Here is a 26,210-nt window from a genome sequence, read left to right as displayed (position 1 = left end):
CGGAACGACCGGTTTTGCTGTGGTCCGGGGCCCTTTCGGCCCTCCGGTAACCCAGAAGTTAGGCAGGACAGGTGACGCGTCAGCCGGTCACACATGAACGGGGAGTGAACCTCGAAGGGACGTCAGGAAACTGCGGCAGGTAGTAACGGTTTCGTCACGGCGGGGGCGCGGCCGGATCACCCGGACGGCCCGGACGGACCACCCCGACGGCCGCGGCCCCGCTCAGCCGAGCAGCAGCTCCAGCAGCGCGTCCACCAGCACCCGGTCGCGCGGGTGCGTCAGCCGCTCCCGGGCCCGCCGCGGCGGCAGCCACTCCAGCCGGTCCACCTCCCGGTTGGGCCGGAACGAGCCGCCCGCCGGCACCGCCGACCAGTACCGGACCTCCTTCGGCCGGCCCTGCACCAGGTAGTGCTGGGCCGGCAGCTCCGGCCCCAGCACGCAGCGCATCCCGGTCTCCTCCCGCACCTCGCGCCGCGCCGCCGCCAGCCAGCCCTCCCCCGGCTCCAGCTTCCCCTTCGGCAGGCTCCAGTCGTCGTACTTCGGCCGGTGCACCAGCGCGATCCGCGGCTTCTTGCGCCCCTTGCCGCCCTTCTTCGGCGGCCCAGGCACCCAGAGCACCGCCCCCGCCGCCAGCACCGTCGAACGGGGACCCGCCGCCGGGCGGCGGTCGGTGCGGGAACCGCCCGACCGGGCCGGGGCACGGTCGGGCGCCGAGGGGCGGTCGGGCATCTGCGGCACGCGGTCCATCCGGGCGGGGAACAGGGGGCGGGGAAACGGGGGGCTCAGTCCGACGGCACCGCCACCGGACCGGCCAGCCCGGGCACCACCCCCGGCCACTGGCGCCCGAAAGCGTACCGGGCCGCCTCCACCTCCAAACGCTGGTCGGCGTGCACCACCCCCAGCACGTACGCCGTCGCCGGGGTGATCCGCGGCGTGCGTGCCGCCGTCGCCACCGTCGCCGCCGCGTCCGACGCCTCCTGGTGGCGCGCCAGCACCCCGTCCAGCTCCGCCAGGCCCGCGCCCGGCGCCCCGCACACCTCCAGCGCGTACCTGGCCCGCTTCACCAGGACCCGGGCCCGCAGCCACGGCGCGTCGTCCGCCGCCAGCGCCGCGTCCGCGTCCGCCGGGGCCCGCGCCGCCGGCACCGCGCCCGGCGGCGCCTCCCGCACCGGCCCCAGCCGGTGCAGCCCCGCCCCGCCGTACGCCCGCGCCGCCCGCTGCCACGGCAGCCGCTCGCCCGCCCCCAGCAGCGCCGCCAGCGCCGCCCCGGTCGCCGGCAGCAGCGCCGCCGCCGGCTCCGCGGCCGCCGGGGCCGCCAGCGGCACCTCCCCGGCCAGCAGCGTCATCCGGTCCGCCAGCGCGTGCAGCCGGGCCGAGCGCAGCTCCTGCAGCAGCGCGGTGTGCGCCCGGCTCCGGGCCAGCGTCAGCTGCCGCTCCAGCAGCGCCCGGGCCTTGGGCGCGCCCGCGTGCCCGGCCAGCATGCCCGCCCCCTCCGGGGAGGTGTCGGCCAGCGAGTCCAGCGCCTCCAGCAGCCGGGTCGCCCGCCGCTGGTAGCCCGGCTCCTGGTCCAGCAGGTCGAGCAGCCAGCGCAGCTCGGTGCGCGACTCCCGCGCCCACTGCGCCTCGAACGCCGCCGCGAAGGTGTGCAGCGCCCCGCCGATCCGGCGCACCGCCCGCAGCAGGTCGGCCGCCGCCTGCGCCGACGCCGGCAGCGCCGCCGGTCTGGACCCCGCCTCGCCGACCGCCTGCGGCAGGGCGCGCAGGAACGCGCCCGCCTGGGCGGTCAGGTAGCCGGCAAGGACCTCCCCGGCGGTCGCGGCGCGCGCCGCCGGGGCCGTCGTCGGCGCATCGGTCATGGCTGTGGCTCTCCCCGATTCCCTCCCCGGGCCTGCCCCGGGGTCCCCGGGCGTGCCCCGGGGCGTGCAGTCCGCCCGCGCCGGGACGCTCCCGGCGCGGGCGGGGTGCCGCTCAGCGCGCGGCGGCGGAGCCGCGGTTGCGGCGGCGCGAGTCGATCAGCAGGTCCTGGACGTGGCGCAGCGGCCGCCCCTCGGCGTCCTGCGCGTGCCGGGTCCAGGTGCCGTCGGCGCCCAGGTGCCAGGAGTCGGTCTCCTCGGAGACGCCCAGGTCCAGCAGCCCGTTCAGCTCGGCCCGGTGCGCCGGGTCGGTGACCCGCACCAGCGCCTCGATCCGGCGGTCCAGGTTGCGGTGCATCATGTCGGCGCTGCCGATCCACACCTCCGGGTCGCCGCCGTTGCCGAACACGAACACCCGCGAGTGCTCCAGGAACCGCCCGAGTATCGACCGCACCCGGACGTTCTCGCTCAGCCCCGGCACGCCCGGCCGGATCGCGCAGATGCCGCGCACCCACACGTCCACCGGCACCCCGGCCTGCGAGGCCCGGTACAGCGCGTCGATCACCACCTCGTCGACGATCGAGTTGACCTTGATCCGGACGAAGGCCGGCCGCCCGGCCCGGTGGTGCGCGATCTCCCCGTTGATCCGCGCCACCAGGCCGTCGCGCAGCCCGCGCGGCGCGGTCAGCAGCCGCCGGTACGACTCGCGCCGCGAGTACCCCGACAGCCGGTTGAACAGGTCCGACAGGTCCGCGCCGACCTGCGGGTCCGCCGTCAGCAGGCCCAGGTCCTCGTACAGCCGGGCCGTCTTCGGGTGGTAGTTGCCGGTGCCGACGTGCGAGTACCGGCGCAGCGTGTCGCCCTCCTGGCGGACCACCAGCGACAGCTTGCAGTGCGTCTTCAGCCCGACCAGGCCGTACACCACGTGGCAGCCGGACTCCTCCAGCTTCCGGGCCCACTTGATGTTCGCCTGCTCGTCGAAGCGCGCCTTGATCTCCACCAGCACCAGCACCTGCTTGCCGGACTCCGCCGCGTCGATCAGCGCGTCAACGATCGGCGAGTCGCCGGAGGTCCGGTACAGCGTCTGCTTGATCGCCAGCACGTGCGGGTCGGCCGCGGCCTGCTCCAGGAACGCCTGTACCGAGGTGGAGAACGAGTCGTACGGGTGGTGCAGCAGCACGTCCCGCTCGCGCATCGCCCCGAAGATGTCCGGCAGCGTCGCCGACTCCACGTCGGTCAGCCCGCGCGCCGTGCCCGCCACGAACTTCGGGTACCGCAGCTCCGGCCGGTCCAGGTCGGCGATCCCGAACAGCCCGGTCAGGTCCAGCGGCCCGGGCAGCGGGAAGACCTCCGCCTCGGTGATGTTCAGCTCCCGCACCAGCAGGTCCAGGATGTACGGGTCGATCGACTCCTCGACCTCCAGGCGCACCGGCGGCCCGAACCGGCGCCGCATCAGCTCCTTCTCCAGCGCCTTCAGGATGTTCTCGGTGTCGTCCTCCTCCACCTCCAGGTCCTCGTTGCGGGTGACCCGGAACGCGTGGTGGGCGAGCACCTCCATCCCCGGGAACAGCTCCTCCAGGTGCGCCCCCATCACGTCCTCCAGCGGCACGTACCGCTGCGGCGACGCCTCCAGGAAGCGGGACAGCGACTGCGGCACCTTCACCCGGGCGAAGTGCTTGTGCCCCGACACCGGGTTGCGCACCACCACCGCCAGGTTCAGCGACAGCCCCGATATGTACGGGAACGGGTGCGCCGGGTCGACCGCCAGCGGCGTCAGCACGGGGAAGATCTGCTGCCGGAACAGCGTGTGCAGCCGGGCCTGCTCGGCCTCCGCCAGGTCCGGCCAGCGCACCAGCTCGATGCCCTCGGCCGCCAGGTCCGGCAGCACCTCCTGCTGGAAGGTCGCCGCGTGACGCGCCATCAGCTCGCGCGAACGGCGCCAGATCAGGTCCAGCACCTCGCGCGGCTGGTGCCCCGACGCCGAGCGCTGCGCCACGCCGGTGGCGATCCGGCGCTTGAGGCCGGCCACCCGCACCATGAAGAACTCGTCCAGGTTGGACGCGAAGATCGCCAGGAACTTGGCCCGCTCCAGCAGCGGGATGTTCGGGTCCTCCGCGAGCTCCAGCACCCGCTCGTTGAACGCCAGCCAACTGCGCTCGCGGTCCAGGAACCGGCCCTGCGGCAGTTCCGCCTCCTCCGGGCCCCGACCGTCGGCCGCGGCGTTCGCGGCGTTCGCGGTGCTTGCGGTGCCCGCGGCGCTTGCGGTGCCCGCCGGGAAGGCCGCCGAGACCGCCGTGGGCAGCGCCGTCGCGGCCCGCACCGGCTCCGCCGGCACCGCGGGGGACGCCTCGGCCGGGGCCTTGGCCTCCACCGCCTTGGCACCGGCCGCCCGGGTCCTGCCGCGCGCCGACGCCGGACGCGGCTTCGCCTCCTTGGCGTCCTTGGCGGACTCCTTGCCGCCGGTGTCCTTGCCGGCGGCGGCTCTGCCGCCACCGGCACCGGCGCCGGACCCGGACCTCACACCCGACCGCACGGCCGGCTTCTGCTCACTGCTGCGCTCGGCCGGATCGGCCGAGTCGGAGACGGGGCGGGGGATGCTCATGGGTTCCAGCTCCTCCTGCAGGACGCGGCCCCGGTGGGGCGAAGGGCATGACTCCGCAGGCTGCTCGTCCTCGTCGACCCACGTCCACCCGCCCGGGGACGCCGGAACCCGCCCGGACGGGCGGGGGGTGGAGCGGTGACGCGGACGCGGCAATACGGACGACATTCTGTGATCTTCGCGGCGCCGATTGAATCCACGGTAAACACCGCATGGCCAGGAGGAAAGCTGAGTCGGTCGCCCCCGTGGCCGCCGGCGGTTCCTCCCTCCCGTCCGCGTCCGCCCAGCTCAGCGCGGACCGGACGGCTCCCACCGGTACATCAGGTCGACCTCGTGGACGTCGAACCCGAGCCGCTCGTACACCCGGACAGCCGCCGCGTTGTCCGCGTCCACGTACAGCATCACCGTCGGCAGGCCGCGCTCCAGGATCAGGTGCCGCAGACCCACCGCCGTCAACGCCCTCCCCAGGCCATTACCCTGCTCCGCCGGATCCACCCCCACGACGTACACCTCGCCCAGTCCGTCCGGCTGGGTCTTCGTCCAGTGGAAGCCCACCAGCCGGCCGTCCCGCTCCGCCAGGAAGAAGCCCTTCGGGTCGAACCACGGCTCGGCGATCCGCTCCGCCAGGTCGCGCTCCGTCCACGCGCCCTGCTCCGGGTGGTGCGCGAACGCCAGCGCGTTCAACGCCAGCCAGGCCGCCTCGTCCCGGCCCGGCTCGAAGGTCCGCAGCTCGACGCCCGCGGGCAGCGGCACCGCGTCCGGGGCCGCCGCGGTGCGCCGCATCTGCCGCAGCTCGCGCACCAGCACCGCCCCGTGCGCCCCGGCCAGGTGCCGGGCGGCCGGCAGGCCGCCGTGCGCCCAGAAGTCCAGCCCGCCGTCGGCCCCGGCCAGCACCTCGCGTACCAGCGCGCCGCCCAGGCCCCGGCCGCGCTCGGCCGGGGCCACCGTCAGCTCCACCGTCCCCGGCCGCTCGCCCTCGACCTGCGCGTAGCCGACCACCGCCCCGCCGGCCGACTGCACCAGGTGCCGCACGCCCTCGCGCGGGCTGTCCGGCCTGATCCGCAGCCGGCCGGCCTCCGAGACCGCCTCCCGCCCGTCCGCCCCGGCCGCCGCCGCGAGCAGCTCGCGCACCGCCCCGGCCTGCCCCTCCGTCAGCACCTCGACCCGCTCGACCCGGCCCTCGCCTGACGTGTTCTCAGAAGTCTGCATACCGGCGAGCCTACGTTCTCCGCCCCGCGTTCAGCGGGGAGTCCGGGACGGCGGCGGACGCCGGTGCCGGGGCGCCGGGGCCCGGTGCCGGGGCCAGGGCGTCGGGGCGTCGGCTCAGCGCGGCTGCTCGGCGTGCAGCACCTCGATGCCGGCCGTGACGATGGCGAGGCCGCGCTCGAAGCGGCGCTCGTAGTCGGTGAACAGGTCAGCGCCGGCGGCGGCGGACAGCGGCCGGTCCGGCCCGATCCGCTCGGCGCGGTCGGCCGGGTCGTAGCCGGGCGTCCGCTCGCCCGGCATCGGGTGCACGGCCTGTTCCTCGATCACGAAGCCGACGGTGAAGGTGTACGCGGTGAAGTACGCCTCGACCGCCTCGGAGAGGGTGAACCCGGCCCGGACGAAGGACCCGAGCTGCCCCTCGAAGCGGTCGGTGTGCCCGAAGTCGGTCAGCCGGGTGCCGCTGAACACCTTGGCGCCGTCCCGGTGGGCCAGCAGCGTGCGACGCAGGGTGCGGCAGGTCAGGGCGAGTTGCCGCTGCCACGGGGTCTCGGCGACGGGCGGCTCGCCGGCCGCGACCATGCGCCGGATCATCTCGGTGGCGAGTTCGTCCAGCAGCGCCTGCTTGTTGGCGAAGTGCCAGTACAACGCCGGTGCCTTGCAGTCGAGTTCGGTGGCGATCCGGCGCAGGGTCAGGCCCTCCAGGCCGACCTCGTCGAGCAGCCGCAGGGCGGCGTCGACCACCTGCGCGCGATCCAGTTTCGGTGCCATGGCCTGCCTTCCGGGTTCTCGGCGCTTGACAATTTAACACCGTTAAGGACAGGCTCGGAACCATCCCAACTTAACGACGTTAAGGAGAGCGCGATGCACCCGGACGTCCTGATCGCCGGTGCCGGCCCGACCGGCCTCACCCTGGCCTGCGAACTCGCCCGCCGCGACGTCCCGGCCCTGCTGGTCGAGCGGGCCCCGGCGCTGTTCCCCGGCTCCCGGGGCAAGGGACTGCAACCCCGGACCCTGGAGATATTCGAGGACCTCGGCGTGCTCGCCGAGATCCGGGCCGCGGGCCGGCCCTACCCCCCGATGCTGCCCTGGACCGACGGACGGCCCGGGGAACCGTTCGCCCTGACCCCGGCCGCCACCGCGACCGAGCAGGTGCCGCACCCCGAGACCTGGATGGTCCCGCAGTGGCGCACCCAGGAGATCCTGTACACCCGGCTCCGGGAACTCGGCGGCGACGTGCGGTTCGGCACCGAGCTGACCGGCTTCACCCAGGACGACACCGGCGTGACCGCCGAGATCACCGGAATCGGCACTGTCACCGCCCGCTACCTGGTGGCCGCGGACGGCGGCCGGTCGACCGTCCGCCGGTCCCTGGGCGTCCCGATGATCGGCGAGACCGTCGACCCCCGGCCCTCCCTCGTCGCGGACCTCCGGCTCACCGGGCTCGACCGGGAGCACTGGCACGTCTTCCCGCAGGCCCCCGGCGGCCCCCTGGCCCTGTGCCCGATGCCCGGCACCGACGACTTCCAGCTGTACGCCCAGTACGAGGACGGCGAACCCGACACCAGCCCGGACGGCATACGGGCCGTCGTCGCCGCCCGCACCCACCTCGGCCCGGACGCCGTCACCGAGATCCGCTGGGCCTCCGACTTCCGGCCCCGGGCCGCACTCGCCGAACGCTTCCGGATCGGCCGGGTGCTGCTCGCCGGCGACGCCGCGCACGTCCACTCCCCCGCCGGTGGCCAGGGGCTCAACACCAGCGTCCAGGACGCGTACAACCTCGGCTGGAAGCTCGCCCACCTGCTGCGGCACGACGCCGACGCCGAACTCCTGCTCGACAGCTACCAGGCCGAACGGCTGCCCGTCGCCGCCGACGTCCTCGACATCAGCACCTCGATCCACCGGGCCGGCCCGCTCGCCGGACAGCCCGGCACCGACCGCCGACGCGCCCAGCGCGGCAAGGACACCGACCAACTCGCCGTCGGCTACCGCGGCGGCCCGCTCAGCGTCGACCACCGCGAGTCCGCTCCCGAGGACGCCCTCCAGGCCGGCGACCGCGCCCCCGACGCCCACCTCCCCGACGGCACCCGCCTGTTCGACGCCCTGCGCGGCACCCACGCCACCCTCATCGCCACCGCCGCCGAACCCCCCGCCGTCCCCGCGGGCGTCCGCGCCCTCCGCCACGACGCCTACGGCCCCGCCACCGACCACCCGACCCTGTACCTGATCCGCCCCGACGGCTACCTCGGCCTCGTCACCCGGAACGCCGCCGACCTCGCCCCCTACCTGGCCCTCCTCGGCCTCTCCGACTGACGCGGCGGCCGAGACCAGTTCCGTTCCGGAAATGCAGAAAGGGCCCCAGCCATCAGGCTGGAGCCCTTTCCTTGAAAGATTGTTCGGCGGCGTCCTACTCTCCCACAGGGTCCCCCCTGCAGTACCATCGGCGCTGTGAGGCTTAGCTTCCGGGTTCGGAATGTAACCGGGCGTTTCCCTCACGCTATGACCACCGAAACACTATGAAACTGTGCACCGCCCGCCATGACGCGGGGGTCGTTGTTTCAGAACAACACAGTGGACGCGAGCAACTGAGGACAAGCCCTCGGCCTATTAGTACCGGTCAACTCCACCCCTCACAGGGCTTCCATATCCGGCCTATCAACCCAGTCGTCTACTGGGAGCCTTACCCTCTCAAGGAGGTGGGAGTGCTCATCTCGAAGCAGGCTTCCCGCTTAGATGCTTTCAGCGGTTATCCCTCCCGAACGTAGCCAACCAGCCATGCCCTTGGCAGGACAACTGGCACACCAGAGGTTCGTCCGTCCCGGTCCTCTCGTACTAGGGACAGCCCTTCTCAACACTCCTACGCGCACAGCGGATAGGGACCGAACTGTCTCACGACGTTCTAAACCCAGCTCGCGTACCGCTTTAATGGGCGAACAGCCCAACCCTTGGGACCTACTCCAGCCCCAGGATGCGACGAGCCGACATCGAGGTGCCAAACCATCCCGTCGATATGGACTCTTGGGGAAGATCAGCCTGTTATCCCCGGGGTACCTTTTATCCGTTGAGCGACGGCGCTTCCACAAGCCACCGCCGGATCACTAGTCCCTACTTTCGTACCTGCTCGACCCGTCAGTCTCACAGTCAAGCTCCCTTGTGCACTTACACTCAACACCTGATTGCCAACCAGGCTGAGGGAACCTTTGGGCGCCTCCGTTACCCTTTAGGAGGCAACCGCCCCAGTTAAACTACCCACCAGACACTGTCCCTGATCCGGATCACGGACCCAGGTTAGACATCCAGCACGACCAGAGTGGTATTTCAACGGCGACTCCACCCGAACTGGCGTCCGAGTCTCACAGTCTCCCACCTATCCTACACAAGCCGAACCGAACACCAATATCAAGCTATAGTAAAGGTCCCGGGGTCTTTCCGTCCTGCTGCGCGAAACGAGCATCTTTACTCGTAATGCAATTTCACCGGGCCTGTGGTTGAGACAGTCGAGAAGTCGTTACGCCATTCGTGCAGGTCGGAACTTACCCGACAAGGAATTTCGCTACCTTAGGATGGTTATAGTTACCACCGCCGTTTACTGGCGCTTAAGTTCTCAGCTTCGCCTAGTCGAAACTAGACTAACCGGTCCCCTTAACGTTCCAGCACCGGGCAGGCGTCAGTCCGTATACATCGCCTTACGGCTTCGCACGGACCTGTGTTTTTAGTAAACAGTCGCTTCTCGCTGGTCTCTGCGGCCACCACCAGCTCAGGGAGCGAAGTCCCGTCACCAGCAATGGCCCCCCTTCTCCCGAAGTTACGGGGGCATTTTGCCGAGTTCCTTAACCACAGTTCACCCGAACGCCTCGGTATTCTCTACCAGACCACCTGAGTCGGTTTAGGGTACGGGCCGCCATGAAACTCGCTAGAGGCTTTTCTCGACAGCATAGGATCATCCACTTCACCACAATCGGCTCGGCATCAGGTCTCAGACTTCGTGTCACGCGGATTTGCCTACGCAACGTCCTACACCCTTACCCCGGGACAACCACCGCCCGGGCTGGACTACCTTCCTGCGTCACCCCATCGCTCACCTACTACCCCGTTGGGTCACCGGCTCCACCACGTCCCTTTGTCCGAAGACTCCGGGCCGGCTTCACGGGCTTAGCATCAAGAGGTTCGACGTTGGCGCTTCAAAGCGGGTACGGGAATATCAACCCGTTGTCCATCGACTACGCCTGTCGGCCTCGCCTTAGGTCCCGACTTACCCTGGGCAGATCAGCTTGACCCAGGAACCCTTGGTCAATCGGCGCAAGAGTTTCCCACTCTTGTATCGCTACTCATGCCTGCATTCTCACTCGTGAACCGTCCACAACTCGATTCCTCGGCTGCTTCACCCGGCACACGACGCTCCCCTACCCATCACAGCCTCCGTTGGGAGTATTGCTGCAATGACACGACTTCGGTGATGTGCTTGAGCCCCGCTACATTGTCGGCGCGGAATCACTTGACCAGTGAGCTATTACGCACTCTTTCAAGGGTGGCTGCTTCTAAGCCAACCTCCTGGTTGTCTCTGCGACTCCACATCCTTTCCCACTTAGCACACGCTTAGGGACCTTAGTCGGTGTTCTGGGCTGTTTCCCTCTCGACCATGGAGCTTATCCCCCACAGTCTCACTGCCGCGCTCTCACTTACCGGCATTCGGAGTTTGGCTAAGGTCAGTAACCCGGTAAGGCCCATCGCCTATCCAGTGCTCTACCTCCGGCAAGAAACACGCGACGCTGCACCTAAATGCATTTCGGGGAGAACCAGCTATCACGGAGTTTGATTGGCCTTTCACCCCTAACCACAGGTCATCCCCCAGGTTTTCAACCCTGGTGGGTTCGGTCCTCCACACGGTCTTACCCGCGCTTCAACCTGCCCATGGCTAGATCACTCCGCTTCGGGTCTTGGGCATGCAACTCTGGGTGCCCTATTCGGACTCGCTTTCGCTACGGCTACCCCACACGGGTTAACCTCGCTACACACCGCAAACTCGCAGGCTCATTCTTCAAAAGGCACGCAGTCACAGCCCCAAAGGACTGCCCCCACGGCTTGTAGGCACACGGTTTCAGGTACTATTTCACTCCGCTCCCGCGGTACTTTTCACCATTCCCTCACGGTACTATCCGCTATCGGTCACCAGGGAATATTTAGGCTTAGCGGGTGGTCCCGCCAGATTCACACGGGATTTCTCGGGCCCCGTGCTACTTGGGAAATGAGCAAGCAAGCCGCTGATGTTTCGTCTACGGGGGTCTTACCCTCTACGCCGGACCTTTCGCATGTCCTTCGACTACACCAACGGTTTCTGACTCGCCGACCGGCCGGCAGACCGATCAAGCTCACTCCCACAACCCCGCTATGGCAACCCCTGCCGGGTCTCACACCACAACGGTTTAGCCTCATCCGGTTTCGCTCGCCACTACTCCCGGAATCACGGTTGTTTTCTCTTCCTGCGGGTACTGAGATGTTTCACTTCCCCGCGTTCCCTCCACATACCCTATGTGTTCAGGTATGGGTGACAGCCCATGACGACTGCCGGGTTTCCCCATTCGGACACCCCCGGATCAAAGCTCGGTTGACAGCTCCCCGGGGCCTATCGCGGCCTCCCACGTCCTTCATCGGTTCCTGGTGCCAAGGCATCCACCGTGCGCCCTTAAAAACTTGGCCACAGATGCTCGCGTCCACTGTGCAGTTCTCAAACAACGACCAGACACCCACACGCAACCACCCTCACGGGAGGCCTCGCCTGAGGCCGGCATCCATGAGACAACGACAAAGCCGTTCCCTCAGGACCCAACAACGTGCCCGACACGATGACCTGACGATGCGTTTTCCACGCCGAAGCAGTACTACCGCTCGTCTCGTCCATCGTGCCGAATAGTCAACGTTCCACCCATGAGCAACCGTGCGAGACATGCGCTCGCAAGCGGCTATGCGCTCCTTAGAAAGGAGGTGATCCAGCCGCACCTTCCGGTACGGCTACCTTGTTACGACTTCGTCCCAATCGCTGGTCCCACCTTCGACGGCTCCTCCCCTTGCGGGTTAGGCCACCGGCTTCGGGTGTTACCGACTTTCGTGACGTGACGGGCGGTGTGTACAAGGCCCGGGAACGTATTCACCGCAGCATGCTGATCTGCGATTACTAGCAACTCCAACTTCATGGGGTCGAGTTGCAGACCCCAATCCGAACTGAGACCGGCTTTTTGGGATTCGCTCCGCCTCGCGGCATCGCAGCCCTTTGTACCGGCCATTGTAGCACGTGTGCAGCCCAAGACATAAGGGGCATGATGATTTGACGTCGTCCCCACCTTCCTCCGAGTTGACCCCGGCAGTCTCCTGTGAGTCCCCGACATTACTCGCTGGCAACACAGAACAAGGGTTGCGCTCGTTGCGGGACTTAACCCAACATCTCACGACACGAGCTGACGACAACCATGCACCACCTGTACACCGACCACAAGGGGGCGCCCATCTCTGGACGTTTCCGGTGTATGTCAAGCCTTGGTAAGGTTCTTCGCGTTGCGTCGAATTAAGCCACATGCTCCGCTGCTTGTGCGGGCCCCCGTCAATTCCTTTGAGTTTTAGCCTTGCGGCCGTACTCCCCAGGCGGGGAACTTAATGCGTTAGCTGCGGCACCGACGACGTGGAATGTCGCCAACACCTAGTTCCCAACGTTTACGGCGTGGACTACCAGGGTATCTAATCCTGTTCGCTCCCCACGCTTTCGCTCCTCAGCGTCAGTAATGGCCCAGAGATCCGCCTTCGCCACCGGTGTTCCTCCTGATATCTGCGCATTTCACCGCTACACCAGGAATTCCGATCTCCCCTACCACACTCCAGCCTGCCCGTATCGAATGCAGACCCGGGGTTAAGCCCCGGGCTTTCACATCCGACGCGACAGGCCGCCTACGAGCTCTTTACGCCCAATAATTCCGGACAACGCTCGCACCCTACGTATTACCGCGGCTGCTGGCACGTAGTTAGCCGGTGCTTCTTCTGCAGGTACCGTCACTTGCGCTTCTTCCCTGCTGAAAGAGGTTTACAACCCGAAGGCCGTCATCCCTCACGCGGCGTCGCTGCATCAGGCTTCCGCCCATTGTGCAATATTCCCCACTGCTGCCTCCCGTAGGAGTCTGGGCCGTGTCTCAGTCCCAGTGTGGCCGGTCGCCCTCTCAGGCCGGCTACCCGTCGTCGCCTTGGTAGGCCATTACCCCACCAACAAGCTGATAGGCCGCGGGATCATCCTGAACCGCCGGAGCTTTCCACCAACCCCCATGCAGGAGAAGGTCGTATCCGGTATTAGACCTCGTTTCCAAGGCTTGTCCCAGAGTTCAGGGCAGATTCCCCACGTGTTACTCACCCGTTCGCCACTGATCCACCCCGAAGGGCTTCACCGTTCGACTTGCATGTGTTAAGCACGCCGCCAGCGTTCGTCCTGAGCCAGGATCAAACTCTCCGTGAATGCTTCCACGAAAGAGCGGCACGGCAACCACCGGAATAGGGCGGCCCCGCGCACTGCGTCCTCGCTAGTGTTTTACTTCAAAAGGAATCTCCAACCCCGAACAGAGTCGAGGCCGGGGATGTCAACATATCTGGCGTTGACTTTTGGCACGCTGTTGAGTTCTCAAGGAACGGACGCTTCCTTCGACCGGCCTTCCGGCCGCATCTCCGGGCGCTTCGTTCTTTCGTGTTCCCAGCTTATCAGATCCGAGCTCGTGCTCTTTCCCGACTCGCTTTCGTCTTCTGCGGCCTGACGGCCCTTCCGACGTTTCAAACTCTAGCCGATCCCCGCTCCGAAAAGCGAATCGGCCGCAATCTCCGAAAAAGCGCACGCCGAATACGAACGGGGACGCGAAAGAGACGCGACCCGTCACGGATGCAGCGGTTTGTTTCTCAGGGGATTGGCCGCCCCGGGACCGTCCACGCAGACGCGTGCTCGGTGCTCCCTGTCAGGCAACTCGAAGAACTGTACATACCTGGGGGCCCGGGATCAAGTGGTGCCGGCGGGCGGCACCTGGAAGACCAGGATCGCGACGTCGTCGTCGTGCTCGGCGGTGACGCCCAGGGCGCGCAGGAGGCGGGAGCAGACGGTGTCGGGGGTGCTGACCGGGCCGGTGAGGGTGTGGGCGAGGTGGTCGATGCCCTGGTCGATGTCCTGGTCGCGGCGTTCGACCAGGCCGTCGGTGTAGAGGACGCCGGTGGTGCCGGGGAGGAGGCGGAGGGTGTGGGAGAGGTGGCCGGCGCCGCCGGTGCCGAGGGGTGGGCCGTTCTGTTCCTCGCCGCGCAGGACGGTGCCGTCGGGGCTGCGGAGGAGGAGCGGGAGGTGGCCGGCGGAGGCGTAGACGAGGGTGGTGGCGGCCGGGTCCCAGACGGCGTAGGTGCAGGTGGCGATCTGGTTGGCGTCGATCTCCATGGCGAGGCCGTCGAGGAGGGTCATCACCTCGTGCGGGGGGAGGTCGAGGCGGGCGTAGGCGCGGACGGCGGTGCGGAGCTGGCCCATGACGGCGGCGGCGCGCAGGCCGCGGCCCATGACGTCGCCGATGACCAGGGCGGTGCGTCCGCCGCCGAGGCCGATGACGTCGTACCAGTCGCCGCCGACCGCGGCGTCGGCTCCGCCGGGTTGGTAGGTGGCGGCGACGTGGAGGTCGGCGGGCTGTTCGAGTTTCTGCGGGAGGAGGCTGTGCTGGAGGGTGACGGCGGCCTCGCGTTGGCGGCGTTCGGCTTCGCGGAGGCGGCCGGCGGACTGGACCTGGTCGGTGACCTCGGTGGCGAAGACCAGGACGCCGGTGGGGGTGGCGTGTTCGTCGGGGCCGAGCGGGACGCAGGCGATGTTGTAGTAGCGGTTGCCGCCGAGGCCGAGGATGCAGCGGGACTTCACGCTGCGCGGGCGTCCGCTGCGCAGGACCTGGTCGAGCAGCGGGAGGACGCCGAGGGTGGCGAGTTCGGGGAGCGACTCGGCGGCGGGGCGGCCGGGGGTGCGGGCGCCGAACAGGTCGCGGTAGGCCCGGTTGGCGTAGCCGAGTTGGTGGTGGGGGCCGTGGGTGAGGGCGACGGGGGCGGGCAGCCGGCGCAGGACGTCGCGGAAGTCGTAGGGCTGTTCGGCGTCGTGGGGGCCGGGGCAGGGGGCGGCCGGGTCGCGCGGGGCGGGAACGGTGACGGGTTCGTCCACGGTGGCGGGGGTGGCCCGCCAGGCGGCTCCGGTGAGCCGGGCGCTCCAGCGCATGAGGTCCAACGTTGGCCGCTTCCTCGGGGACTGATGGGAGGTGGTGCCGGTCGGCGGGCAGTTGCGGTGTGATGATCACCATGCGTACGCGGGTCCGCACTCGCCGTAATGGTTCCACCGGGGTCGATCCTGTCAGGCTCCGGGGTGATTCCGGAAGTCGTGCCATCGGTACGGCGCGTTCGGTGAGGTGCGCGCCGGTGGTGCACTCCCGTACGACGGGCGAAGGCGAAGGAAGAAGACGGAGGAAGAAGACGGAGGAAGAAGGCGGAGGAGGAAGACTGAGGCGGTGTGGGCGTCAGGTGCCGGGGCCGGTGGTGAAGCCGGACTCGAACTCGGCCCGGGGATGCTCGATGGTGCCCAGGGCGACCACCTCGCGGGGGAAGAGGCCGCCGAACAGCCAGTCCGTCAGCACCCTGATCCGGCGCTCCCGGGTGGGGAGGCGGCGCAGCTGGCGGACGCGGTGCAGCCACCAGGCGCGGCGGCCGGTGAGGCGGGTGCCGCGGCGGGTGTGGGCGACGGCGCGGTGCAGGCCGAGCGAGGTGGAGCAGGCGGGGTCTTCGGGCCGGTAGGCGGTGAGGGGTCGGCCGGCCAGCTCCGCGGCCAGGTTCTCGGCGAGCAGTCTGGCCTGGGCGAGGGCGTGCTGGGCGTTGGGGGCGCAGGGTTCGCCGGTGTGGTCGGGGACGGCGGCGCAGTCGCCGGCGGCCCAGGCGTCGGGCAGCGGGAGGCCGTCGGGGGTGGCGATCCGCAGGGTGGGCAGGCAGGTGATCCGGCCGGCGGCGTCGAGCGGGAGGTCGGTGAGGGCGAGGACGGGGGCGGGGCGGATGCCGGCCGTCCAGACCAGGGTGCGGGCGGCGAAGCGGCTGCCGTCGGAGAGCAGCATGCGCTGGTCGGCGGCGGACTCCAGGGTGGTGGAGAGCCGGACGTCGATGTTGCGTTCGCGCAGTTCGGCGAGGGTGTGGGCGGCGAGTTCGGGGGTCTCCTCGCCGAGGATGCGGTCCTTGGCCTCGACCAGTATCCAGCGCAGGTCGTCGGGGTCGAGGTTGTGGTAGCCCTTGGTGGCGGTGCGGGCCATGTCCTCCAGTTCGGCGAGGGCGCCGACGCCCGCGTAGCCGGCGCCGACGAAGACGAACGTCAGTGCGGCGTGGCGGAGTTCGGGATCGCGGGTGGAGGAGGCCAGGTCGAGCTGTTCCAGGACGTGGTTGCGCAGGGCGACCGCCTCGCCGACGGTGGCGAAGCCCATGCCGTGCTCGGCGAGGCCGGGGACGGGGGCGGTGCGGGAGACCGAGCCTGGGGCCATCACCAGGACGTCGTAGCGGACTTCGGTGGGCAGCCGGAGTTCGCCGCGCGGGGCGGCGTCCACCCAGGCGGTGCGGGTGGCGTGGTCGATCCTGGTGACTCGGGCGGTGAGCACCCGGCAGTCGGGGAGCGCGGTGCGCAGCGGGACCACCACGTGGCGCGGGTCGATGGTGCCGGCGGCGACCTCGGCCAGCAGCGGCTGGAACGTCAGGTAGGGCTGCGGTTCGACGATCGTCAGTTCGATCCGACGGGTTCTCAGCCGGTCGCGCAGCAGTTGCTGGAGGCGCAGCGCGGAACTCAGTCCGGCGCAGCCTCCGCCGATGATCAGGACTCGAATGGGGCACCTCCGGCCGGCCCTGGTGCTGTGACCCGTTTCACGTTCCCCCTATGACGCACCCGGTGGTGGGCTCTTGTCCACAGTCAGGGCCGGATCGGTCCGAATCCGGCCGGGAAAGCGGGGGCCGCCGGGGTTGCGGGGCCGGGCGGGGCGTCTTCCGCGGGGGCGGGCGGGGTGGTGCGGAGAGCGGGGGCGGGGGGCGGGAATGTGTACGTCCGACCGTTCGCCCGGGCTTTCGTCCGTTCGCACGTCCGATCGCCCGGCCGGCGGGTCGGAGCGGGGCGGAGCGGGGCAGTTCGAACTGACGGCTCGTCAAGGTCCGGCAAAGGAAGGCAAGTCGGGGTGAATGGGGGCGTCGTCCGGCCCGATGATCGGGCTGTGATTCGTCTCACGTGGGTCCGCGGCGGGGGCGTGCGGGGATTTGTCCGCACGTGGGGGCCGGGTCGGACCGGTCCGGGGCGATCAGTGGTGCACTTCTGCGGCGAACTTCCTTGAACTATGGTCGGATTGTGCTTCGGACCGCCAATGGCGCCGGTCCGTTCGCCCTGGACCTGGTGGCGTCGACGCGACTGCACGGGAGCCATCAGGGGAAGGTAGTGCGCGGACGTCGGACCACGGCCGGTGTCGGCGGCGCACACCAGGGGGCGCAGTAGCCGTTCGGGTACCCGGGACGGGGTGCCCCGGGGGAGGTTTGGCATGTCGGAGCAGGATCAGGTCGCGGGCCGGGTGCCGGTCGCGGCGTTCGGGAGGGCCGCGGTGGACGTGGTGCCGGAGCAGCGCGGTCCTGGCGAGCGGGAGCGGTACGCCTTTCCGCCCGGTGAACGTGAGCGCGGACGCGAACATGAGCGCGAACGTGAGCGCGAACGCGAACGCCAGGGCGAGTCCGGACGCGGAGCGGGCTCGCGGCTGCGGGTGGACGCCCGGCGGAACCTGGAGAGCGTGCTGCGGGCCGCCCGCGAGGTGTTCGGCGAACTCGGCTACGGGGCCCCGATGGAGGAGGTCGCCCGGCGGGCCGGGGTCGGCGTGGGCACCGTGTACCGGCGGTTCCCCAGCAAGGAGGTGCTGGTCCAGCGGATCGCCGCCGAGGAGGTGTCCTGGCTGACCGCGCAGGCCCGGGAGTCGCTGTACGGCGGGCTGACCGGCCCGTGGGACGCGCTGGCGGGCTTCCTGCAGCGGGCGGCGGCCTCCGGCGCGGGGCGGCTGCTGCCGCCGGAGGCGTTCCGGTACGCCGAGGAGATCGGCCGGGTGCCCGAGCAGCGCGGCACCGAGCTGCGGGCGTTCGGCGGCGCGCCGGTCGCCGAGGGCGAGCAGAGCGCCGATCCGCGGCTGCTGCTGCAGTTGCTGGCGGCGCTGGTGGCCCGGGCGGGCGCGGCCGGCGAGCTGCGGCCCGGGGTGACGGTGGCCGACGTGGTGCTGGTGCTGACGGCCGCGGTGCCGGTGCACGCCTCCGCGGCCGTCCCGGTGCGGGAGGGCGAGCCGGAGGGCGGGGCCGGGCACCGGCTGCTGCAGATCCTGCTCCAGGGCCTGCGCGCGGCCTGAACCCGCCCGGTGCGCGGTCGTTCTGACGCACCGTGCGGGCGCCCGTCCGGCGGGCGGGTTCCCGGGAGCGGCCGGGACGCGCCGTTCGGGTGACGGGCCGACGCCCGGCGCGACGCCCCGGCCGGGGGCGCGCGGAACGTTCCGGGTACGCGCGGTGCTTGCGCGGTCGAGGTTCGAACAGGTCCGCGAGCGGCGGCCCGGACGGGTGGGACGGGGCGGACCCGGCTACCGGTGGTCGCCGCGCTATGCCATTCTTTGCCCGTGGTTGGAGCCATTGTCCCGTTGCGCACCGTGACCGCCGTCGAATCCGAGGGGCGGCCCGGGCCGTGCGCCGTGCGGCGGGGCGGGGCCCGGTGAACCCCGACGAGCAGGGCGACGCGGGCGAGTTCGGCTCCGGCCTGGAGACGCCCGGCCAGGTGCCGGACCAGGGCGGCAGCCCGGCCCGCGAGTCGCTGACCGGCCGGGTGCCCGGCCAGGCCCCGGCCGGACGGGGCGGGGTCGCCCCCGAGGCGTTCATCGGCGAGGAGCTCCCGTCCCGCGCCGTGGTGCCCGCCCCCGCCGACCCGGTGGACGGCGAACGGCCGCCCTCCGACTCCGAGTTGACCGCCCTGGTGCGGGCCGGGGACGACGCCGCGTACGAGGAGATCTACCGCCGGCACGCGGACGCCGTCCGCCGCTACGCCCGGACCTGCTGCCGGGACAGCTTCACCGCGGAGGACCTGGCGGGCGAGGTGTTCGCCCGCACCCTGCAGGCGCTCAAGGCCGGCAAGGGGCCCGAGTTCGCCGTCCGGGCCTACCTGTTGACGGCGGTGCGCAACGTGGCCGCCGCCTGGGCCCGCTCGGACCGCCGGGAGCAGTTGGTCGACGACTTCACCGGCTTCGCCGAAGCCTCCGCCGCCACCGTCGAGTTCGACCTCGCCGACCCGGGCGCGGACGCCTGGGCGCTGGCCCTGGCCGACCAGCGGATGGTGATGCGCGCGTACGCCGAACTGCCCGAGGACGACCGGGTGGTGCTCTGGCACACCGAGGTGGAGCGGGAGTCGCCCAAGACGGTCGCGGTGATGCTCGGCAAGACCGCCAACGCCACCGCCGTCCAGGCCCACCGGGCGCGCGACCGGCTGGCCGCCGCGTTCCTCCAGGCGCACGTCTCCGGCAGCCAGGAGTCCGGCTGCGCCGGGTACGCCAACCGGCTCGGCGCGTACGCCCGCGGCTCGCTGCGCAAGCGCGCCTCGGCGGAGGTCGGCAAGCACGTCCAGGACTGCACCCGCTGCACCGCCGCGTACCTGGAGCTCGCCGACATCAACCACGGCCTGCGGGCGGTGCTGCCCGGCGGCGCGCTGCTCTGGGTCGGCAGCGGCTGGTTCGCGGTGGCGGCCGCGGCGGTCGGCGGCGCCGCCGTCACCGGGGCGGCCGTGGGCGGCGCGGCGGTGGCCGGCGGTGCGGCGAGCACCGGGGCGGCGACGGCCGCGGGGGCGGCCGGGGGCGCCGGTTCGTCCGGTGGCGGGGCGGCGGCAGCGGCCGGGGAGGGACTCGGCACCGCCGCGAAGGCCGGGATCGCGGCCGGGATCGCCGTCGTCGCGGCGGCGGTCGCCGCGTTCGCGCTGACCGGTTCGCCGGAGCCCGCGCCCGCGGTGGCGGCCCCGCCGGTGGTCACGGCACCGCAGGCTCCCCCGCCGGCCCCGGCCCCGGCCCCGCGTCCGACGCCGTCCCCCGCGCCGACGCCGACACCGACACCCACCCCGACGCCGAGCCGCACGCCCACGCCGAAGCCCACCCCGACCCCGTCCCCGACGCCCAAGCCGAAGCCGAAGCCGTCCCCGACGCCGACGCCGACCCCGCGGCAGGTGCCGCCGCCGTCCCCGACGCCCACCCCGAGCCCGACGCCGACGCCCACCCCGACGCCCCCGGTGGTGACCGCGCGCCAGTTCTGGCTGGACGAGCTGCCGCTGGACCGGGGCCGGCGCGCCGTCCCCGACACCCCGACCGTCCGCGGCGGCCAGGTCCTGCAACGGCCCGCGGCCTGGCTGCACGGCACCCGCTACGCGCACGTGCTGGCGGCCCCGGTGCCGTCCCGGGTGACCGTGGACCTGAACCGCGCCTGCCGGTCCTTCGACGCCGTCGCGGGGCTGGACGACTTCGGCGTGAGCTACGGCGAGGCGGTCTTCTCGGTGCAGGACGAGGACGGGCAGGTGCTGTGGAGCTCCCCCCGGATGTCCGCGGGCGACCGCCCGGTGCCGGTGCACGTCCCGCTGGACGGCCGGACGTCGATCCGCCTGGTGGTCACCCCGGTCCGCGGCTCGCTGCCGGTGATCGACCTGGCGGACTGGGCGCAGGCCCGGATCACCTGCTGAGCCCGGCGGTTCGGCCGGGCGGCCGGGCAGTCGGGTGCGACGGCCGGGCGGGCGTGACGGTCAGCCGAGCCGGTCGGTGACGGCCTGCCGGCCCCGGGCGCTCCAGCGCACCGGCCAGCGCAGCCCGGAGCCCACCGCCACCGTGCCGGTCGAAGCGCCCGGTAGCGCCCGGTAGCGCCCGGTCAGATCGCGCAGGCGCCGTCCTCGCAGGTGTCGGCGGGCGGGGCGAGCGGGGTGATCCGCTTGGCGGTCTCGGCCTCGACCTGGCGCAGGACCTGGAGGAAGGTCTCGGCCTCCTGACCGCCCTGGACGGCCCACTGGCCCTCGAAGACGAAGGTCGGGACGGCGGTGACGCCGATGGCGCGGGCCTCGGCGAGGGCGGCGCGCGTCTCGGCCTCGCCCTCGGTGCCGGCCAGGTAGGCCGCGGCGCGGTCGCGGTCGATGCCGGTCTCGGCGGCCAGGGCGGCGAGCGCCTCGACGTCGCCGACATCGACGCCCTCGGAGAAGTGGGCCCTGAGCAGCCGCTCCTTGAGGGCGGCCTGGACGGCGGGGCCGTACTCGGTCTCGGCGAGGTGCAGCAGGCGGTGGGCGCGCAGGGTGTTGACCTCCAGCGCGGCGTCGAAGTCGTAGTCGATGCCGACGCTCCGGCCGACCTCGGTGATCCGGGCGTCCATGGCGAGGGACTGCGGCCCGTAGCGCTCGGCGAGCCACTCGCGGTGCGGGCGGGCCTGCTCGGGGGCGTCGGGGACGAGCTGGTAGGGGCGGTAGACCACCTCGACGCCGTCCTTGCCCTCGAACCGGTCGAGCGCCTGCTCGAAGCGCCGCTTGCCGACGTAGCACCAGGGACAGGCGATGTCCGAGTAGATTTCGACCTTCATGGCGGGCGGGCTCCTGTCCGGCGGTTCGGGTGCTCCCGGACGACCGGGGGCGGCCGTCCGACGGAAGGTGAACGCTCAACCATCCGCGGACATTCCGGTCAGGTGCCTGCCGCCCGGAACCCCGCTCAGGACCCCTCGGCGGGGGGCGCGGGGACGACCAGCACCGGGCAGGTGGCGTGGTGCACGGCCGCGGTGCTGACCGAGCCGAGCAGCAGCCGGCCGAAGCCGCCGTTGCCGCGGGTGCCGACCACCAGGGTGTGCCGTCCGTCGGCGGCCCGGAGCAGCACCTCGACCACGTTGCCGAGGACGACGTACAGGGCGAGCTGCCCGGCGTACGGGCGGGTCCGGGCGGACTGCACGGTGGCGACGGAGCGGCGCAGGCCGTCCGCCATGCTCTCGGTCAGCCGCTCGATGCTCTCCTGGACCAGGTCGGCCATGCCCGGCGGGTAGCCGGTCGGCGAGGGGTTGACCGCGGCCAGGACGTACAGCGGGAGGTGGTGCGCCTCGGCCTCGGTCATGGCGCGGTCGAGGGCCCAGAGCGCGGCGTCCGAGCCGTCGCAGCCGGTGAGGATCGCGGCGCCGGGCGGCGGCGCCTCGTGGTGCACGGGGAGGGTGGCGGTCATGGCGCGCGCTCCGGGAGGGGCTCGGGGCTGAGCGGGTCGGGGGTTCCCGACGCTATCCGGCGGGCGGCCGGCGGCGGGGCAGGCGCACCCGGTCCGGGGTCAGGTTTCCAGGGCGGGGCGGGGCGCGGCGGGCAGGCCGGTCCAGGAGGAGCCGGGGCGGCGGGCGGCCAGGCGGCGCAGCCAGAGTTCGGCGGCGACCAGGTCGGCGAGGGCGTCGAGGGTGCCGGGCGGGGCGTTCCCGGCGGGGTCGGTGGCGGCGGCGAGCGCCTTGCGGGCGGCGGGGGCGTCGAGCAGTCCGGCCTCGGCGAGCAGCGGGCGGTCGAGGAGTTCGGCGAGTGCGGGGGCGGCGGCGCGCAGGCCGCGGCGGGCGGGTGCGTACGGGTCGGGGCCGGGGGCGCGGCCCCAGTCGGCGGGGAGGTCGGTGCGGCCGGTGCCGGCCAGCACGGCGGCGAGCAGGGCGTGCCGGGCGCCGGGTTGCAGGCGCAGGTCGTCGGGGAGCAGCCGGGCGGCGCGGACCACCTGGTTGTCGAGGAAGGGGGCGTGCAGGCGCTGGCCGCGCTGTTCGGTGGCGTGCACCAGGGTGCGGTAGTGGGCGGCGTGCCGGTGCAGGGCGAGGCGGGCGCGGCGGGCGCCGGGGGCCTCGGTGGGGGCGCTGCCGCGGGCGGCGGTGCGCAGGTGCTGGGCGAGGGCGGCGAGCGGTTCGTCGGCGAGCAGGTGGGCGGCGGGGCCGGGGCGGTGCCAGGCCAGGTCGGCGGCCAGAGCGCGGCCCACCGTCCTTCCGGGAACGGGTTCCTGACGGAGCGTCAGTTGGAGTGCCAGGTCGTCGAGGGCGTCGGCGTAGCGGGCGCGGGCGAGGCGGCGGGCGGCGCGCAGCACGGTGACGGGGGTGTGCAGGGTGCCGGTGAGGGTGCCGGCGGTGGCCCGGTCGGCGCCGGCCAGGGCGGCGAGCGGGGCGAGCAGGTCGAGCGAGCGGCCGGCCCGGACCAGGTCGGCGAGCCGGGCGGGGTGGCCGTCCAGGACCTGGCGGGCACCGTGGCCGGTGAGGTGGTCGGCGCCGCCGGCCCGGTGGGCGGCGGTGTGCCGGGCGGCGTGGACCAGGGCGGGGCCGGGTTCGTCGGTGAGCGGGCCGGCCAGGGGGTCGGCGAGGTCGGCGTAGGGGGCGGCCGGCGGGACGAGCAGGTGGCGCAGGCGGGGGGCGTGCACGGCGAGGGCGGGTCCGTCGGGGTCGCCGAGGGTGACGGCGGGGAGGGTCTCGGGTTCGGGCGGTTCGGCGCGGCGGGCCCAGGAGCCCTTGACGGCGCCGGTGCGGGCGGCGGGCCGTTCGGGCCCGGGGTCGGCGCCGGGGCCGGGCGGCAGCGGGACGGCGGCGGCCAGCAGGGCGACGGTGGCGGAGGCGGTGCCGTAGGAGAGGTCGACGCCGAGCCGGGGCCGGTCGGCGGGCCCGGTGGCGCGGACCCGGCAGCGGACGGCCTCCAGCAGGGCGCGGGTGAGTTCGCGGACGGCGGGGGCCTCGGCGCGCTCCTCGGCCCCGCTCTCCAGGTAGGACGTGTGGCCGGGCCGTCCGCCGCGGATGCCCAGCGCGTGCCCGGGCGGGACGCGGCGCACGCCCCGGTGGGGGGTGCGGTCGCCGAGCGTCTCGGGGGTCTCGGGGGTGGCCAGCCGGGCGGCCAGGTGGGCGGTGTCGACGGGGGCGCCGACCAGGTCGGCGAGCGGGAGGGCGGCGGTGGCGTAGGCCGTGCCGCCGGCGAACGGGGTGTGGAAGACCGGCTGGGCGCCGGCGAGGTCGGTGAGCAGCACGGTGGAGCGGGTGCCGGCCCGCAGCACGACGGTGTAGCTGCCGGGCCAGTGGGTGAGGTGGCGCAGCGCGCCGCCACGGGCGGCGGCCAGGCCGTCGGCGAGTTCGCGGTCGGTGGCGCCGCAGCGGCCGGCCACGGCGAGCCGCAGGGTGGCGGGGGTGTCCCGGTCGGCGCTGTCGGCGGGGTCGTGCGGGTCGAGCCCGCCCCGGACGGTGGCGGGGCCGCCGGGGCGGAGCACGGCCAGCCGCAGTTCGTCGGGGCGCCAGTCGCCGACCGCCCAGAGCGGGTCGGGGCCGCCCCAGAGCAGGGTGCCGGCGATCGGGCGGACCGCGGCCAGGGCCGGGTCGGCGGCGGTCAGGCCGCTCCAGCCGGTGAGCCACCGCATCGCGCCTCCACCTGTGGTGCCGCGGCGCGCGGCGGACCCCCGGGCGGACGTACGGGGTCGGCGCGCCGTCAGGAGACATCGTGCCACCGATGGGGCGGGTGAGCGCCAGGCTTTCGGGGCCGCGGCGGAACGCACGGGCCGGGCCTCCCCCTCCGGGGCCCGGGCCGTGCGGGTCTCGAACTCCCGTCCGGCGCACGGACGGTGGCCTGGAACGGCGGCGCGGAGAAGGGCCGCGACCGCCGCGGGTCGGCCGAAGTTGGCCGAAAGCCGTCGCACGGCCCGGGAGGGCATCCGCATGCCCTCCCGGACGCGCAGCTGCCCGCGGGGAATTGAGGCAGCGTTTCCCCCGGCCCGCCGGGTCCTCGGCGGCGGGCCGATCCACAGCCTCCAGCGAATCGCCCACCTGCCGCTGCGGCCAGGGAGCACGGGTGGCGCATGCGGGCACGGGACCGGAGCACGGGCGTCCGGCACCTGCCCGTGGGACGTCCGGCGGGCGTCCGGGCGCCGGTCCCCGACGCGGCGCGTTCCCGCCAACCGGAATGCGACCTCTTAACCGTCGGAACGCGGACGACTACGCTAGGTGCAAGCAGTCCGGTGGCCCACGGCGGTTCGCCGCGGCCCGCCGCCATCCGCGCACGACGTCGCCAGGGGGTGCCACCGCCACCATGACCGTCAGCTCACGAGGGCCGAACGACCGGCTCGGGGCACTCCTCGCGCTCGCCCAGATCAGCAACGCCGGGCTCGCCCGCCGGGTCAACGACCTGGGCGCGCAGCGCGGCCTGACCCTCCGTTACGACAAGACCTCGGTGGCCCGCTGGGTGACCAAGGGGATGGTCCCGCAGCGCCCGGTGCCGCACCTGATCGCCACCGCGCTCGGCAACAAGCTCGGCCGCCCCGTCCCGCTGGAGGAGATCGGCCTCGCCGACTCGCACCCCACGCCCGAACTGGGCCTGGAGTTCCCGCGCGAGGTCCCGGAGGCGGTCCGCTCCGCCACCGAGCTGTGGCGGGTCGACCTGGACCTGCGGCGCGGCCCCGGCGGCGGCCGGTGGAGCGACAGCCTGGCCGGGACGTTCTCGGTCGCCGCGTACGCCACGCCCGTCTCGCGCTGGCTGATCACGCCCGCCGACGGCTCGGTGGCCCGCGAGGCCGTCCCCGACCTGACCGGCTACCGGGTCGGGCACGCGGACGCCGCGAAGCTCCGCGAGGCCGCCCAGGAGGCCCGCCGCTGGGACTCCAAGTACGGCGGCGGCGACTGGCGCTCCTCGATGGTGCCCGAGTGCCTGCGGGTCGAGGCCGCCCCGCTGCTGCTCGCCTCCTACAGCGACGCGGTCGGCCGGGCGCTGTTCGGCGCCACCGCCGAACTGACCAGGCTGGCGGGCTGGATGGCCTTCGACACCGGCCAGCACGAGGCCGCCCAGCGCTACTACATCCAGGCGCTGCGGCTGGCCCGCGCGGCCGGGGACGTGCCGCTCGGCGGCTACGTGCTGGCCTCGATGAGCCTCCAGGCCGCCTACCGCTCCTTCCCGGACGAGGCCGTCGACCTCGCCCAGGCCGCCCTGGAGCGCAACCGGGGCCTGGCCACCGCCCGCACCACGAGCTTCTTCCACCTGGTCGAGGCCCGCGCCCACGCCAAGGCGGGCAACGCCCCGGCCTGCGCCACCGCGCTGGCCGCCGCCGAGACCGCGCTGGACCGCTCCCGCCCCGGCGACCCCGACCCGACCTGGATCGACTTCTTCGCCTACGACCGCCTCGCCGCCGACGCCGCCGAGTGCTTCCGCGACCTGGGCGTCCCGTCCAAGGTCCGGCAGTTCACCCGCGAGGCGCTGGCCCGCCCGACCGAGGGCTACGTCCGCTCGCACGGCCTGCGGCTGGTGGTCTCCGCGATGGCCGAGGCCGAGGCGGGGGACCTGGACGCCGCGGTGGCCGCCGGGGAGCGGGCCGTCGACGTGGCCGGGCGGATCTCCTCGCACCGCAGCCGCGAGTACATGGTCGAACTGCTGCGCCGCCTGGAGCCGTACCAGCACGAGCAGCGGGTCAAGGACCTCACCGAGCGCGCCAGGCTGGTCCTGGCCACTTCCTGACGCGCACCGCCGCACC

The 26,210-nt window shown here is 72.4% G+C and carries 13 protein-coding genes, 3 rRNA genes and 1 pseudogene; 4 read left to right on the top strand and 13 right to left on the bottom strand.

Annotation, left to right across the window (positions count from 1 at the left end; genetic code table 11):
* Positions 1-222: 222 nt before the first annotated feature.
* The 5 genes from QMQ26_RS19880 to QMQ26_RS19860 all read right to left on the bottom strand — a co-directional run bounded on the left by QMQ26_RS19880 (position 223) and on the right by QMQ26_RS19860 (position 6,426).
* Positions 223-729: an NUDIX hydrolase gene (locus QMQ26_RS19880; RefSeq protein ID WP_100838549.1), complete on the bottom strand. Its 507-nt coding sequence runs from the start codon at positions 727-729 to the stop codon at positions 223-225.
* A gap of 53 nt (positions 730-782) precedes the next feature.
* Positions 783-1,856 carry a CHAD domain-containing protein gene (locus QMQ26_RS19875; RefSeq protein WP_282202196.1) on the bottom strand — a complete coding sequence of 358 codons (1,074 nt, stop codon included), beginning with the start codon at positions 1,854-1,856 and terminating at the stop codon, positions 783-785.
* Between the two features lie 112 nt (positions 1,857-1,968).
* A complete protein-coding gene (locus QMQ26_RS19870; protein ID WP_282202195.1) occupies positions 1,969-4,455 on the bottom strand; it encodes an RNA degradosome polyphosphate kinase in 2,487 nt (828 codons plus the stop codon).
* A 285-nt stretch (positions 4,456-4,740) separates the two neighbouring features.
* Entirely contained in the window at positions 4,741-5,661 is a 921-nt protein-coding gene (gene mshD, locus QMQ26_RS19865) for a mycothiol synthase (protein ID WP_282202194.1), read from the bottom strand.
* A 114-nt stretch (positions 5,662-5,775) separates the two neighbouring features.
* Positions 5,776-6,426 (bottom strand): TetR/AcrR family transcriptional regulator C-terminal domain-containing protein, encoded by a 651-nt coding sequence (locus QMQ26_RS19860; RefSeq protein ID WP_100836868.1) that lies wholly within the window; start codon positions 6,424-6,426, stop codon positions 5,776-5,778.
* 93 nt (positions 6,427-6,519) lie between these two features.
* Between QMQ26_RS19860 and QMQ26_RS19855 the strand changes: the two genes are divergently transcribed.
* Positions 6,520-7,968 carry an FAD-dependent monooxygenase gene (locus QMQ26_RS19855; protein ID WP_282202193.1) on the top strand — a complete coding sequence of 483 codons (1,449 nt, stop codon included), beginning with the start codon at positions 6,520-6,522 and terminating at the stop codon, positions 7,966-7,968.
* Positions 7,969-8,049: 81 nt separating this feature from the next.
* Here QMQ26_RS19855 and rrf read toward each other — a convergent pair.
* From rrf to QMQ26_RS19830, 5 genes and pseudogenes are all read right to left on the bottom strand, one after another.
* A 5S ribosomal RNA gene (gene rrf / locus QMQ26_RS19850) occupies positions 8,050-8,166 on the bottom strand.
* A gap of 76 nt (positions 8,167-8,242) precedes the next feature.
* Positions 8,243-11,352: ribosomal RNA gene (locus QMQ26_RS19845) — 23S ribosomal RNA — on the bottom strand.
* 278 nt (positions 11,353-11,630) lie between these two features.
* A 16S ribosomal RNA gene (locus QMQ26_RS19840) occupies positions 11,631-13,147 on the bottom strand.
* Together the 16S, 23S and 5S rRNA genes form the textbook arrangement of a ribosomal RNA operon.
* 546 nt (positions 13,148-13,693) lie before the next feature.
* Positions 13,694-14,917 (bottom strand): annotated as a pseudogene (locus QMQ26_RS19835) (PP2C family protein-serine/threonine phosphatase); the annotation flags it as partial.
* Between the two features lie 286 nt (positions 14,918-15,203).
* Positions 15,204-16,478 carry an NAD(P)/FAD-dependent oxidoreductase gene (locus QMQ26_RS19830; protein WP_282206570.1) on the bottom strand — a complete coding sequence of 425 codons (1,275 nt, stop codon included), beginning with the start codon at positions 16,476-16,478 and terminating at the stop codon, positions 15,204-15,206.
* Positions 16,479-17,237: 759 nt separating this feature from the next.
* Between QMQ26_RS19830 and QMQ26_RS19825 the strand changes: the two genes are divergently transcribed.
* Complete coding sequence (locus tag QMQ26_RS19825; RefSeq protein WP_100836872.1) at positions 17,238-18,080, top strand: TetR/AcrR family transcriptional regulator; 843 nt, start codon at positions 17,238-17,240, stop codon at positions 18,078-18,080.
* A 353-nt stretch (positions 18,081-18,433) separates the two neighbouring features.
* Positions 18,434-20,431, top strand: a complete 1,998-nt coding sequence (locus QMQ26_RS19820; RefSeq protein WP_282202192.1) for a sigma-70 family RNA polymerase sigma factor — start codon at positions 18,434-18,436, stop codon at positions 20,429-20,431.
* Positions 20,432-20,613: 182 nt separating this feature from the next.
* Here QMQ26_RS19820 and QMQ26_RS19815 read toward each other — a convergent pair whose 3' ends face one another.
* The 3 genes from QMQ26_RS19815 to QMQ26_RS19805 all read right to left on the bottom strand — a co-directional run bounded on the left by QMQ26_RS19815 (position 20,614) and on the right by QMQ26_RS19805 (position 24,113).
* Positions 20,614-21,309: a DsbA family oxidoreductase gene (locus QMQ26_RS19815; RefSeq protein ID WP_282202191.1), complete on the bottom strand. Its 696-nt coding sequence runs from the start codon at positions 21,307-21,309 to the stop codon at positions 20,614-20,616.
* A 125-nt stretch (positions 21,310-21,434) separates the two neighbouring features.
* Positions 21,435-21,932: a universal stress protein gene (locus tag QMQ26_RS19810; RefSeq protein ID WP_100836875.1), complete on the bottom strand. Its 498-nt coding sequence runs from the start codon at positions 21,930-21,932 to the stop codon at positions 21,435-21,437.
* A gap of 99 nt (positions 21,933-22,031) precedes the next feature.
* Positions 22,032-24,113, bottom strand: coding sequence for an asparagine synthase-related protein (locus tag QMQ26_RS19805; RefSeq protein WP_282202190.1), 2,082 nt, complete (start codon positions 24,111-24,113; stop codon positions 22,032-22,034).
* 665 nt (positions 24,114-24,778) lie between these two features.
* Between QMQ26_RS19805 and QMQ26_RS19800 the strand changes: the two genes are divergently transcribed.
* A complete protein-coding gene (locus QMQ26_RS19800; protein ID WP_282202189.1) occupies positions 24,779-26,194 on the top strand; it encodes an MFS transporter in 1,416 nt (471 codons plus the stop codon).
* Positions 26,195-26,210 lie beyond the last annotated feature (16 nt).

It is taken from the genome of Kitasatospora fiedleri (assembly GCF_948472415.1).
In the GTDB taxonomy this organism is placed as follows: domain Bacteria; phylum Actinomycetota; class Actinomycetes; order Streptomycetales; family Streptomycetaceae; genus Kitasatospora; species Kitasatospora fiedleri.
Note: the sequence above shows the minus strand (reverse complement) of the source record. Positions and strands in the feature narration are given on the sequence as shown.

Coding starts and splice junctions, on each gene's coding strand:
- QMQ26_RS19880 (WP_100838549.1), bottom strand. CDS start 729: ATGCCCGACCGCCCCTCGGCGCCCGACCGTGCCCCGGCCCGGTCGGGC.
- QMQ26_RS19875 (WP_282202196.1), bottom strand. CDS start 1,856: ATGACCGATGCGCCGACGACGGCCCCGGCGGCGCGCGCCGCGACCGCC.
- QMQ26_RS19870 (WP_282202195.1), bottom strand. CDS start 4,455: ATGAGCATCCCCCGCCCCGTCTCCGACTCGGCCGATCCGGCCGAGCGC.
- mshD (WP_282202194.1), bottom strand. CDS start 5,661: ATGCAGACTTCTGAGAACACGTCAGGCGAGGGCCGGGTCGAGCGGGTC.
- QMQ26_RS19860 (WP_100836868.1), bottom strand. CDS start 6,426: ATGGCACCGAAACTGGATCGCGCGCAGGTGGTCGACGCCGCCCTGCGG.
- QMQ26_RS19855 (WP_282202193.1), top strand. CDS start 6,520: ATGCACCCGGACGTCCTGATCGCCGGTGCCGGCCCGACCGGCCTCACC.
- QMQ26_RS19825 (WP_100836872.1), top strand. CDS start 17,238: ATGTCGGAGCAGGATCAGGTCGCGGGCCGGGTGCCGGTCGCGGCGTTC.
- QMQ26_RS19815 (WP_282202191.1), bottom strand. CDS start 21,309: ATGAAGGTCGAAATCTACTCGGACATCGCCTGTCCCTGGTGCTACGTC.
- QMQ26_RS19810 (WP_100836875.1), bottom strand. CDS start 21,932: ATGACCGCCACCCTCCCCGTGCACCACGAGGCGCCGCCGCCCGGCGCC.
- QMQ26_RS19805 (WP_282202190.1), bottom strand. CDS start 24,113: ATGCGGTGGCTCACCGGCTGGAGCGGCCTGACCGCCGCCGACCCGGCC.
- QMQ26_RS19800 (WP_282202189.1), top strand. CDS start 24,779: ATGACCGTCAGCTCACGAGGGCCGAACGACCGGCTCGGGGCACTCCTC.